This is a genomic window from Mycobacterium kyogaense (genome assembly GCF_036946525.1).
In the GTDB taxonomy this organism is placed as follows: Bacteria; Actinomycetota; Actinomycetes; order Mycobacteriales; family Mycobacteriaceae; genus Mycobacterium; species Mycobacterium kyogaense_A.
The window spans coordinates 352,676-364,457 of record NZ_JAQIIY010000006.1 but is presented as its reverse complement, the minus strand read 5'-3'; the positions used below and the strand labels follow the sequence as shown (position 1 = coordinate 364,457).

Genomic DNA, 11,782 nt, shown 5'->3' with positions numbered 1-11,782 from the left:
CTACTGCTTGATTGCCCGGCCGGCCTTCACCTTGAAGTTGAGCGCCTCCAGTGACATCGAGGCGTCGTAGGTGCGGTCGTATCCAGTCTCGCTGATCTTCCAGCCGGCGTCGGTGCGGCGGTAGCGGTCGTGGTAGAAACCTGCGCCGACCAGCATGAAGTTGAACGCAGGCGCGATGACCCGATCCTGCAGATACCAGGTGGCCGTCGCCTCGTCGCCGTCGATGGTGATCTCCGGGTGGGTGACACGGTGCTCGGTGATGATGTCGGGGCCCAGGGACGACCGCATGAAATCGACCAGCTCGTCGCGGGTGCCGAAGTGGTGTTCCTCGCCGACCGATTCGCCGTAGTGGCCGATCACGTCTTCGGTGAGGGTGTCGGCGAACTCGTCCCAGTGCTTGGTGTCGAGCGTGCGGAGGTACCGATATTTCACCGTCTTGATGTCGTCGATGTCACCCATGGCGTCATTGCAGCACAGTTCGGCCCGGCACAGGGTTTATGAGCGGCAGAGTGTCTGATGGGCTGCGAGCGGCGACGGCGATTAAGGTGTGGCCCGTCATGAGCGATGCACTCGGGTTGTCCGTCGGCGCCACCAATCTGGTCGCGGCCGGAGTCGGGCGGCCTCCGGTGCTGCGCCGATCCGTGCTCACCGTGTACGGCCACACCGCCCCTGACGTGGGCCTTCCCTCTGGTCCCTCCTCGAGCCACGGGGACGGGGTGACACTAGGGGGCTTCGTGGAACGTGTCGGAGATCAGGTGCCCCTGGTCGCCGGCGACGGGTCGCGGTACCTGGCCGATCAACTCGTCGTCGAGGCACTGGAATCGATGGCCGCGCTGGCCGGTTCTGCCGCGCCCACCGACGTCGCGATCGCGGTGCCGTCGTACTGGGGACCCGGTCCGGTCGACGCCCTGCGCGACGCACTGACCGCCAGCGGGCCGCTGGCGCCGGGGGGACCGCCGCCGCGGCTCGTTCCGGATGCGGTGGCGGCGTTGACGGCGATGGTGGCCGATCCCGGTCTCGAACGTCGCGGAGTGCTGGCCGTCCTCGACATCGGCGGTAGCGGAACGAGTATCAGCCTCGCCGAAGCCGGGTCGCTCGAATTGATCGGGCGCACCGAGCGGTTCGCCGAATTCGCCGGAGATCAGATCGACCAGACACTGCTCACCCACGTCCTCGAGCGGGTCCCGCACAGCGGTGAGGACACCGGCGCGACCGCCGCGGTCGGATCGCTCGCGCGCCTGCGCGAGCAGTGCCGCAGCGCCAAGGAACGGCTCTCGACGGAGCCCGAAGCCCGCATCGATGTGGACGTACCGGGCTACCGCGGCGACATCGTGGTCACGCGAGCCGATCTCGACGCACTGCTGGCCCGCCCACTCGACGACGTCGTCGAGGCGCTGCGAGACACCCTGCAGCGCAACAACAGTGGTGCAGCGGCGTTGTCGGCCGTCGTCCTGGTGGGTGGCGGTTCGGCCATTCCGTCCGTGCGGCAGCGCTTCTCGGCCTTCCCTGGGCGGGTGCTGTGGTCGCCCCGACCCGCGCTGGACGCGGCCGTCGGCGCGGCCCTGTTCGCCTCCTTCGGAGGCGCCGCCGAGACGGCGACGCGCGCCGCGCCCGCCGTCGCTCCCGTGGGAACCGACGCAGGAACCGACTCCACCTATGCGCTGGCATGGTCGCAGGACGATCCGTCCACTGAAGACGTGGTGCCGTTCGACGGCGAGGACACCTACGTCATCGACGACTACGCCGACGAGGCCACCGGCAGCGCTGCGCGGCCGAACCCGTACCGGCTGAGCGAGCCCCAGGAATCCCGCGTCGACGACGACCCGACGGGGTGGCGGAGGTTGCCTCTCTCGCTGCTCGGCGTGGTCGCGGCCATCGCGCTGGTCGCCGTCGGCGGCGTCGCGATCGCCTTGACCAGTGTCGACAGCTCGGATTCTGATCGGCCGACGCCGGGAAACGCACCCCTGAGCAGAGAACTGACCCCGACGAGTCCGGCCGGCGAGACCGTCACCGTGCCGGGTCAGCCTGCTGCGCCGCCCACCAGCGCGGCCCCGCCGCCCGCCCCCGTCGTCACCACCACCGCACCTCCCGCGCCGACCACCACGGTGCCGACCACCACGACGACGACAACGACGACCACGACGACAACGACCACCACGACGACAACGACCACGACCACACCGACGACGACCACCACGACCACGACGGTCCCGACCACCACGACGACGGTGCCCACGACCACGACAACCGTGCCGACGACCACCGTGCCGACGACCACGCAGCCGCCGACCACCACTCAAGCCGTGACGAGCACGAGCTACCTCACCGTGCCCTTCGTGCCCGTCCCCATCCCGATTCCGGTCCCCGCGCAGCCCTGAGCGCGTAGATATAGGGGTTTCCCCGATTGCTCCGGCCCTCGCGTCCGGCTTAGCTTGAGCAGCATCGACTCGATCGGCTGCGGAGGGGACAGCCGATCGGGTCGTATCTCAATCCAGGACCAGGCCGGCGTCAGACCGGCAATGCGTCCACGTTGCGCGGATGGTGGCACGCGGCCGCGTGTCCGGCCTCGTACGACACCAGCGCGGGTTCCTCGGCGGAGCAGACCTCGGTCGCCCACGGGCAGCGGGTGTGGAATCGGCATCCCGACGGGGGATTGCTCGGACTCGGGACGTCGCCCTCGAGCACCACGCGTTCACGTGCCTCGTTGAGCCGCGGATCAGGGATCGGAACGGCCGACAGCAACGCATTGGAGTACGGATGCACCGGCCGCTCGTAGAGGCTGTCGGTGCCCGAGTTCTCCACCACCTTGCCCAGGTACATCACCGCGACGCGGTCCGACACGTGCCGGACCACACCGAGGTCGTGGGCGACGAACAGGTACGACAACCCGAACTCGGCCTGTAAGTCCTTGAGCAGGTTGACGATCTGCGCCTGCACCGAGACGTCGAGAGCGGACACCGGTTCGTCGGCCACGATCAGCTTCGGTTGCAGCGCCAGCGCGCGGGCGATACCGATGCGCTGTCGCTGACCGCCGGAGAATTCGTGCGGGAATCGGTTGTAGTGCTCGGGCCGTAGACCGACACGGTCCAGCAGGTCCTGCGCCCGCCGCTTGAGCTCGGCGCCGCTCGCCAGACCGTGCAGATCCATCGGATCGCCGACGATCTGCCCGACGCGCTTGCGTGGATTCAGCGACGCGTAGGGATCCTGGAAGATCATCTGCATCTGACGGCGCAGCGGACGTAACTCGCGACGGGACAACCCGACGAGTTCCTGCCCGAGGAACTTGACCGACCCCGAGGTCGGCGGAATCAGCTGCAGGATGGCCCGGCACAAAGTCGACTTGCCGCAGCCTGATTCGCCGACCAGTCCCAGCGTCTCTCCTTCGTGCAGCGTCAGACTCACCCCGTCGACCGCACGCACCGTGCCGACTTCCCGCTCGATCACGAGGCCCGAGCGGATCGGGTAATGCTTGACCACATTTGTGACTTCGAGCAGCGGTTCGGTCATGAGCGCACCCGCGCCTTCTCCTCGAGGTCGAGCCAGCAGCGGTCCAGATGCGACCCGCTCAGTGTGGGAGCCAGATCGGGCGGCTGACTACACCGGTCGAATTCGAAGGAACACCTGGGCGCGAAGCGGCATCCCGGTGGCGGATCGAGCAGTGAGGGTGGCTGACCGGGGATCTGCGCGAGTCGCTCCGAGCGCGGCCTGTCCAGCCGGGCCAACGAGCCGAGCAGACCCCATGTGTAGGGATGCTGCGGTGCGTAGAAGATGTCGTCGAGGGTCCCGTCCTCCACGATCTGGCCGGCATACATCACCGCGACACGGTCGGCGACTTCGGCGACCACGCCGAGATCGTGGGTGATCAGCACCACCGCCAGGCCTCGCTCGGCGTTCAATTGTGCGATGAGGCGGAGGATCTGGGCCTGCACAGTGACATCCAGCGCGGTGGTCGGCTCGTCCGCGATCAACAACGCAGGCTCGAGAGCCAGCGCCATCGCGATCATCACGCGCTGCCGCATGCCGCCGGAGAACTCGTGCGGGTAGCTGCGCAGACGGGTCTCCGCATTCGGAATGCCCACCGCGCTGAGGAGTTCGGCCGCCCGTCGCCGCGCCTCGGACTTCGGCACGTCGCGGTGCGCGCGGATCATCTCGACGATCTGGTCGCCCACCCGATACACCGGGTTCAGCGATGACATCGGATCTTGGAACACCATGGCGATCTCCTCGCCACGGATCTCCCGCAACCCGTCGTCGTCGAGACCCACCAGCTCGCGCCCGCGGTAGGTGACCGACCCGGTGATCCGACTGTTCGGCGAGCGGGTGAGCCCCGTCAGCGTCTGCGCGGTCACGCTCTTACCCGACCCCGATTCGCCGACGATGGCCAGGATCTCACCGGGTGCGAGCGAGAACGACACCCCGTCGACAGCCTGCACCAGGCCGTCTTCGGTGGCGAATCCGACCCGCAGGTTCTGCACTTCGAGCAAAGCGTCGCTCATGCCGGTGCCGCCTGTCCCAGTCGGATCCGCGGATCGAGCACGGCGTAGGCGATGTCGACGATCGTGTTGAACAGCACGATGAAGAACGCCCCGAACATCGTCACCGCCATCAGCGGCGGCAGGTCCAGACTGCGGATCGCCTCACCGGCGTAGAGCCCCACGCCGTCGAGGTTGTACACCGTCTCGGTCAGGATCGCTCCACCGCCGACCACCATGCCGAAATCCAGACCGAACAGTGTGACGATCGGAATCATGGAGTTGCGCAACACATGTCGGACCCGCACCTGACGTTCGGTCAGGCCCTTCGCACGCGCTGTGCGGACATAGTCCTCGTTCATCGCATCGAGCATGTTCGACCGCAGCACCCGGCTGTAGAAGCCGATGAACAACACAGCCAGCGTGAACCACGGCAGCACAAGGTGATACGCCCAGTCCAGCGGATCTTCGGTGAGCGGCACATAGCTGCCCGTCGGGAACAGCTCGACCTTGTAGGTGAAGAAATACAGCAGGATCGCGGCCAACCAGAACACCGGCATGGAGATGCCGACCAGGGACAGGATGCTGAGCGCGCGATCACCGAACCGGCCGGCGTGCACGGCACTGAGGTAACCGAACAGCACCGCGAGTGCCATCCAAATCACTGCCGCACCGATGCACAGTGAGAACGTCGCCGGCAACCCGTGCCAGATCTGTTCGCCCACATTGCGATCGCTCGCATACGACGTCAGTTCGCCGGTGAAGATCTGCTTCATCATGGTCAGGTACTGCACGGGCAGAGGACGGTCGAGTCCGAGATCGGCGTTGACCCGGGCGATGAGATCGGGGTCGGCGTTCTTACCTGCGATCCGCGCCGCCGGGTCGGAGTTCGGCACCACGTTGAAGATGAGGAAGACGATCACCGATATCGCGAACAGCACGGCGATCATGCCGAGCACCCGTCGCACGATGAACTGTGCCATCAGTGCTCCAGCCGGATACGGGCCTTGGGGTCCAACGCATCCCGCAGGCCATCCCCGAACACGTTGAGCGCCAGGACCGTGATCACGATCAGCAGGCCCGGCACGATCGTCAGATGCGGCGCGGTGTAGATCAACTGGTAGCCATCGGCGATCATCGTTCCCCAGGAGGCGTTGGGTGGCCGAACCCCCGCGCCGAGGAATGACAGCGCCGACTCCAGCAGCATGTTGTTGGCGATGTTCAGTGTGAAGAACACGATGATCGTCGAGATGATGTTCGGGAGAAGCTCGCCGACCATGATGCGCAGCGGACCCATTCCCTGGGCGACCGCGGCTTCGACGAACTCCTTCTCACGCAGGGCCAGGATCTCGCCGCGCAGTGGCCTGGCCATGTACGGCACGTACACCAGGCCGATGATCAGGATCGGGATCCAGATCGAATCCCCCGCGATCTGCACGAAGCCCAGCTTCAGTCCGCCGATGGCCAGTGCCGTGCCCAGGGCGATACCCAACAGCAACACCGGGAACGCCCAGATCACATCGAGGATGCGGGACAGCACCGCGTCGATCCAACCCCGGTAGTACCCGGCGAGCAGCGCGACGATCACCGCGAGCACCGTGGTGACCGCCGCGGCGGCCAGCCCGATGTAGATGGACGTCCGGCCGCCGTACATGAGGCGCACCATGACATCTCGCCCGTTCTGATCGGCACCGAGCAGGTACCGGCCGTGCAGGCCAGGACCAAGCGGGGTTCCGTCGGGCGAGACGACGTCGGTGTCGACGCCGTTGATGCTCACCGTGTCAGTGATGTGGTTGTCATTCGGTCCGGTCTGCGCGACGTAGTGCGCCCATAGTGGCGCCGCCAGGCAGAACAGCACGATCAGGATGAACAGCACACCGCAGGCCAGCGCAACCTTGTTGCGGCGCAGCCGAAGCCACGCCAGATACCACGGGTTGCGGCCCTGGATATGCTCTTTGGGCACCCCGACGGGCAGTGGCGGCTCGTCGGGGACATCCACAGGGACAGAAGCGACCATCGATCGATCGCTACTTCACTGCGAACGAGGTGAAGTCCTGCTTGAACAACAGATGCTGATAGGACTTGTCGAAGTCCATACGCTCGGACAGGAACGTGGTGAACTGCTCGTTGCCGTAAGGCGCCCACACCGCCTGCTCCATGAACGCCTTGTCGAGATCGGCGTACTGCTGCTCCACGCCAGGCTCGGTGATCTGCTTGGTCAGCAGTTCGTTCATCTTGGCGTCCAGGTCCGGCAGGTTGGCTCGAGACAGGTTGTTGCCGTTGGTCGGCAGGATGCTGGCGCCGTTGAGCAGCGGGCGGAAGAAGTCATCGGGATGCGGGAAGTCCTGGAACCAGTCGGCGAAGCCGGTGTCCACATCGGGTGTGGACTGGTTTCCTATGGTCGTCCAATACACGTCTCCGGCAATCACTTTCAGCGTCGCGTTGAATCCGAGCTGGGTGAGCAGGTCGTGGTAGTACTCCCCGATGCGCTTGCGGTCCGGCTCGTCGTCGGTCCACACCGTGATGTCGCGGTCGGCCGGGTTGGCCTCGGCGAGCAGCTGCTTGGCCTTGTTCATGTCGGGGCCGGGGTAGAGCTTGTATTCCTGGTAACCCGGCATACCCGGGGGCAGGATCTGCTGGCTCGGGTGCAGACGGCCACCGAAGATACGGTTCAACGCTTCCGGATCGATCGCGTAGTTGATCGCCTGGCGCACCTTGATGTCGTTGAACGGGGCCTTCTGAGTGTTCATGAAGAAGTAGTAGGTGTTGATCGACTCCTCCATCCGAAACCGATCGGCATAGCGGGTCTTGACCTCCTGCAGGCGATCCGACGGCACCGGGTCGACCATGAAATCGACCTTGTTCTGCACGATGTCGGTGACCTGAGCGCTCTGGTTCTTGTTCTCGACGACGGTGATCTTGTCGACGTTGGCGTCGGCCACCTCAGTGGCGCCGGCGTCCTTGACGGTCTTGAACTGCGGGTTGCGCTCCATGGTCAGCGTGCGCGGAGCGTCGACGTTGCTGATCATGAACGGGCCGCTGGCAGGCGGCGGCGTGTTGGTCGCGTCACCGTCGAGCTTGGTTGACGGCGGCACCGGCGCGGAGAACATCAACGCGAGCAGGTTGTCGAACGTGCCGTTGGGACCGGTCAGCTTGATCGTGATGTCGCCGGTGTTGTCGTCGGTGGTGATGCCGGTGATCGTGTCGGCCTTGCCGTCGGCGTACTCCTTGGCCCCGACGATGACGTCATAGAACACCGACCCGCCCGAATCAGCCTTGAACAGGCGCTGAATGGCGTAGGTGAAGTCCGAGGCCTTGATGGGGGTGCCGTCGGAGTACTTCATGTTCTTGCGCAGCTTCAGCTTGTAGGTCGTGCCGTCCGGGGAGATGTCGGGCATCGCCTCGGCGAGGCCGGGCACGATCTCGGTGCCTTCCTTGCCCTTGGCGTGCTTGTACGTCAGCAGGGGTGTGTACACGTTCCACAGCACTTCCCAGCCCTCGACCGTGTACGACAGCTGCGGGTCGACGTAGTCGGGGAACGAGGTCAGCGCGACGGTCATGTCGCCGCCGCCACCCCCGCCGGAGCCGCCACCTGAGCCGCTGTCCTTGCCACACGCGGCCAGGCCGAAGGCGGCCAGCATGATGATGACGACGATCGCGAGTCCATGTCGAACCGAACGTGCGGTGTTCACAGTGTTCCCCTCGGTCGGGCGGCCCGAAATCCAAGACTTGTCCGGGCCTCAGAGCATTTTTCAGAAATTTTTCCGATCGGCAACTCGTGTTCACAGAAATGTGCCGATCGCACTGCTGGAGACACCTTAGTGCGGACTGTGCGCCGCGTCGCGGGATCGGAGATCTGGGCGGCGGCGCCCCGATCTGTCGGTGGTCGAATGTATGTTCGAAGCATGGTTGGGGTGCGGGAGGCGGTGGCGGTGCTGCGGGCCGCTGTCGATGGCATGCTCGCTGCCGATCTGGACCTCGCGACCGCCGCCGACGTGGTCGAGTTGCTCGACGAGGTCGAAGCCGCCGGGTGCCGGTTGCCGGCGGCCCGCAATCGTGGGTTGGCGCGGCTGCAGATCGAGACCACTCCGCAGCAGATGGGCGCTAAGAACTGGAAAGACGTCTTGGCCATCCGCTGGCGGATCAGCGGTCCGGAAGCGAACCGTCGGTTGAGCGAGGCCGCGCTGCTGGGTCCGCGTCAGTCGCTGACCGGAGAGCCGTTGCCTCCGGTGTTGCCCGCGACCGCGATCGCCCAGGAGCAGGGGCGGGTCAATGGCGAGCATGTGGAGATCATCCGTAAAGCCGTCGACAAGCTGCCGGGCTTCGTGGATACGCCTACGCGTGAGCAGTTCGAGGCGGATGTGGTGCGTATCGCTGCCGGTGCCGGTCCGAAAGCGACCCAGGAGGCTGCGGATCTGGAGTTGTTCCTGCTCGATCAGGACGGGCCCGAACCCGACGATGCGGAACGTGTCCGGAAGCGGGGTGTGAAGAAGTCTCGGCAGGGTCGGGACGGGATGACTGCGTGGTGGGCGGATTTGACACCGGAAGCGGCGGCGGTGTGGGAGGCGATCTTCGCCAAATACGCCGCGCCGGGAATGTGTAACCCCGACGACGAGGAGCCGTGTGTCTCCGGCACCCCGACCCAAGCCCAGATCGACAACGATCACCGCAGCCTGGCCCAACGCCAGCATGATGCCCTGCTCGCCGTCGGGCGGATCGCGTTGATGAGCGGCGAATTGGGGCAGCTCAACGGGTTACCGGTGACGGTGATCGTGCGCACCACCTTGCAAGACCTCGAATCCCGCGCCGGGATCGGCGTCGCCGGTGGCGGCACCCGGCTGCCCATCAAGGACGTCATCCGGATGGGCGCCCACGCCTCCCACTATTTGGCGGTCTTCGACCGGGCCACCGGCTCCGCGCTGGACCTGTTCCGGGCGCGGCGCACCGCATCGGTGGCGCAAAGAATCATGTTGATCGCCCGTGAGGGTGGCTGCACCAAACCCGGCTGCCCGGTCGGGGCGTATGGCTGCCAGGTCCACCACGTCACCGCCGATTGGGCCGACGGCGGGTTAACGAATATCGACGACCTCGGCCTGGCCTGCCCACCGGATAACCGCTCCGTCGCACCCGGCGGCTGGACCACATCGATGAACGCCCGCCACGACGTCGAATGGACCCCACCACCAGAGCTCGATACCGGACAAACCCGCATCAACACCCACCACACCCCCGAACGCCTCCTCCGCCCTGAAGAGGAAGAGGAACCGGGCGGACCTGCACCGCCCGACAACCAAGTGGCTTGAGGCTAGACGCTGTGGCTGATGATGCTGGCGGTGCATATGTGGCGCTTTGTTATCGAAAGTTTGCCGTGCGTCTGTGATTTCGTGATGTGGCCTCGTAGTCTCCTGTGCGTGGGCAGGCATTCCCAGGTACGACCGCGGCGTTCGCGCGCGCGTGTAGTAGCCGTCCTGGGTCTGCCCGCTGCCGCGTTACTGGTCGCCGGGGCAGATGTGCAGCGCCCGACGGAACAGCCCGCCCGGCCCGCGGTCGCCGAGGCGCCCCCGTGCTGCATGGAGCTGGTGGCCGCTCCGCCGACGGGCTTTGCGCCCAACAGCAGCCCGGCAGGCACACGGGTGCAGTGGGTGGCCAGTTCGCGAGCTGCCGCCCGGCAGCCTCAGTTTCTGCCCGCCGGATTGGCTCCCGAGCGTGGGCTGCAGGTCAAGACCATCTACGCCGCCCGCGCCGTCAGCGCGATCTTCCCGGAGATCCAGAGCATCGGTGGAGTCCGACAAGACCCGCTGCCATGGCATCCGAATGGACTGGCCATTGACGTGATGATCCCGAATGCGAGCAGTGCCGAGGGCATCGCGTTGGGCAACCAGATCGTCGCGTTCGCGATGAAGAACGCCGAGCGGTTCAGCCTGCAGGACTGCATCTGGCGCGGCGTCTACTACACCCCGGGCGGCGGGCGCGCCGGCGGCTACGGCCATTACGACCACGTGCACATCACCACGCACGGCGGGGGATACCCGACCGGCGACGAGGTCTACTACCGCTGATCGGCCCTGCGCCGCGCGAACTCCGGCGCACGCTCCGGACGCACACCCACGCCTACCAGGTAGGCCGGAACCACCGACAACCACGGCACCCGCTGCATGATCCGCAGAAGCCCCGCCGGTGGACCCGTGACGCCCTCCTCGCCCCGCACGACCGGCCCCAACAATCGCGCGTCGAGCTGCCGTTGCAGGGCCTGGGTCAGCGCGGTCGCCGCGATCCGCCGCCGACGCACTCTCGCCAGGTCCCGCTGGGTCACCGCGCCGCGGCGCAGCGGACGGGCCAGCAGCCGGGCGGCGGCCACGCCGTCCTGGACGGCGACGTTGATGCCGACTCCACCTGCCGGGGACATCGCGTGGGCGGCATCGCCGATGCACAGCAGGCCGTCAGTGTGCCAGCGCCGCAGTCGATTCAGCTTCACGTCCAGACACTTGACCTCGTCGAGCGACGTCACGGAAGAGACAGTGTCTCCGGCTTCGGGCAGAAGTCCGAGAACATCGGCGTGGAATGCCGCCAGTCCGCGGTCGCGGAGTTCGGCGTCGGATCCTTTTCGGATCAGCAGAGCTATCTGCAGATACCCCTCGCGCGGTATCACGATCATCGCTTTGCCCCGCCCGATCCGGGGGAACAGGCTGAAGCCTGCGGTCGCGGCGTTACGGGGAAGCCGGAACCACCAGGCATCGAAGCTCACGGGGTACTCGTGCACCGCGAAGCCGGCCGCTTCACGGACCGCCGAGCTACGGCCGTCGCAGCCGACGGTCAGATCGGCACGTAATTCTCCTGTGCCAGAAGGACTTTGGTAGCGAACACCGACGACGCGGCCGGCGTCCCGTATCAACCCGGTGACCTCGTGGTCCAACCGCAGCGTGAAGGACGGCTCCTCCTCCGCGGCCCGCGCCAGCAGATTGAGCAGGTCCCACTGCGGCACCATCGCCACGTACCGGTGCGGGAGGCGTAGCCGCTCGAAGTCGGCGACGGCGACAGGCTGACCCGGCGCAGCGTCGATCGTGAACTCGTGGATGCGGCTCTGTGCCAGCGCGTCGAAGCGCGGCCACAGTCCGAGGTCGTCGAGCAGTCGCAGCGTGCTGGGATGCACGGTGTCGCCGCGGAAGTCACGGAGGAAATCGCCGTGCTTCTCGAGCACGGTGACCGCGACACCAGCGCGGGCGAGTAGCAAGCCGAGCACCATGCCGGCCGGTCCGCCGCCGACGACCACACAGGTCGTCTTCTCGCTCATGACGTCAGACTAGGAATCA

10 protein-coding genes are annotated in these 11,782 nt (G+C 66.3%); 3 read left to right on the top strand and 7 right to left on the bottom strand.

What is annotated here, in order from left to right; translation table 11 throughout:
* Complete coding sequence (locus tag PGN37_RS03865; RefSeq protein ID WP_335329694.1) at positions 1–459, bottom strand: nuclear transport factor 2 family protein; 459 nt, start codon at positions 457–459, stop codon at positions 1–3.
* Between the two features lie 98 nt (positions 460–557).
* Here PGN37_RS03865 and PGN37_RS03860 point away from each other — a divergent pair, with 98 nt between their 5' ends.
* Entirely contained in the window at positions 558–2,378 is a 1,821-nt protein-coding gene (locus tag PGN37_RS03860) for an Hsp70 family protein (protein ID WP_335329693.1), read from the top strand.
* Between the two features lie 130 nt (positions 2,379–2,508).
* Here the strand turns inward: PGN37_RS03860 and PGN37_RS03855 are convergent, their stop codons facing one another.
* Genes PGN37_RS03855 through PGN37_RS03835 form a run of 5 tightly spaced genes read right to left on the bottom strand, consistent with a single transcriptional unit; the run spans position 2,509 to position 8,113 of the window.
* Positions 2,509–3,507 carry an ABC transporter ATP-binding protein gene (locus tag PGN37_RS03855; protein WP_335329692.1) on the bottom strand — a complete coding sequence of 333 codons (999 nt, stop codon included), beginning with the start codon at positions 3,505–3,507 and terminating at the stop codon, positions 2,509–2,511.
* Complete coding sequence (locus tag PGN37_RS03850; RefSeq protein ID WP_335329691.1) at positions 3,504–4,496, bottom strand: ABC transporter ATP-binding protein; 993 nt, start codon at positions 4,494–4,496, stop codon at positions 3,504–3,506. The genes PGN37_RS03855 and PGN37_RS03850 overlap by 4 nt, the downstream gene beginning before the upstream one ends.
* Positions 4,493–5,455, bottom strand: coding sequence for an ABC transporter permease (locus tag PGN37_RS03845; protein ID WP_335329690.1), 963 nt, complete (start codon positions 5,453–5,455; stop codon positions 4,493–4,495). The genes PGN37_RS03850 and PGN37_RS03845 overlap by 4 nt, the downstream gene beginning before the upstream one ends.
* On the bottom strand, positions 5,455–6,489 hold the full coding sequence (locus PGN37_RS03840; RefSeq protein ID WP_335329689.1) for an ABC transporter permease: 1,035 nt from the start codon (positions 6,487–6,489) through the stop codon (positions 5,455–5,457). The genes PGN37_RS03845 and PGN37_RS03840 overlap by 1 nt, the downstream gene beginning before the upstream one ends.
* Before the next feature lie 10 nt (positions 6,490–6,499).
* Entirely contained in the window at positions 6,500–8,113 is a 1,614-nt protein-coding gene (locus PGN37_RS03835; RefSeq protein ID WP_335329780.1) for an ABC transporter substrate-binding protein, read from the bottom strand.
* Between the two features lie 249 nt (positions 8,114–8,362).
* Between PGN37_RS03835 and PGN37_RS03830 the strand changes: the two genes are divergently transcribed.
* Both PGN37_RS03830 and PGN37_RS03825 read left to right on the top strand, forming a co-directional pair.
* Positions 8,363–9,775 (top strand): HNH endonuclease signature motif containing protein, encoded by a 1,413-nt coding sequence (locus tag PGN37_RS03830; RefSeq protein WP_335329688.1) that lies wholly within the window; start codon positions 8,363–8,365, stop codon positions 9,773–9,775.
* A 108-nt stretch (positions 9,776–9,883) separates the two neighbouring features.
* Complete coding sequence (locus tag PGN37_RS03825; protein ID WP_335329687.1) at positions 9,884–10,531, top strand: hypothetical protein; 648 nt, start codon at positions 9,884–9,886, stop codon at positions 10,529–10,531.
* Here PGN37_RS03825 and PGN37_RS03820 read toward each other — a convergent pair.
* Entirely contained in the window at positions 10,522–11,763 is a 1,242-nt protein-coding gene (locus PGN37_RS03820; protein WP_335329686.1) for an FAD-dependent oxidoreductase, read from the bottom strand. The two genes, PGN37_RS03825 and PGN37_RS03820, sit on opposite strands and share 10 nt — an antisense overlap.
* Positions 11,764–11,782 lie beyond the last annotated feature (19 nt).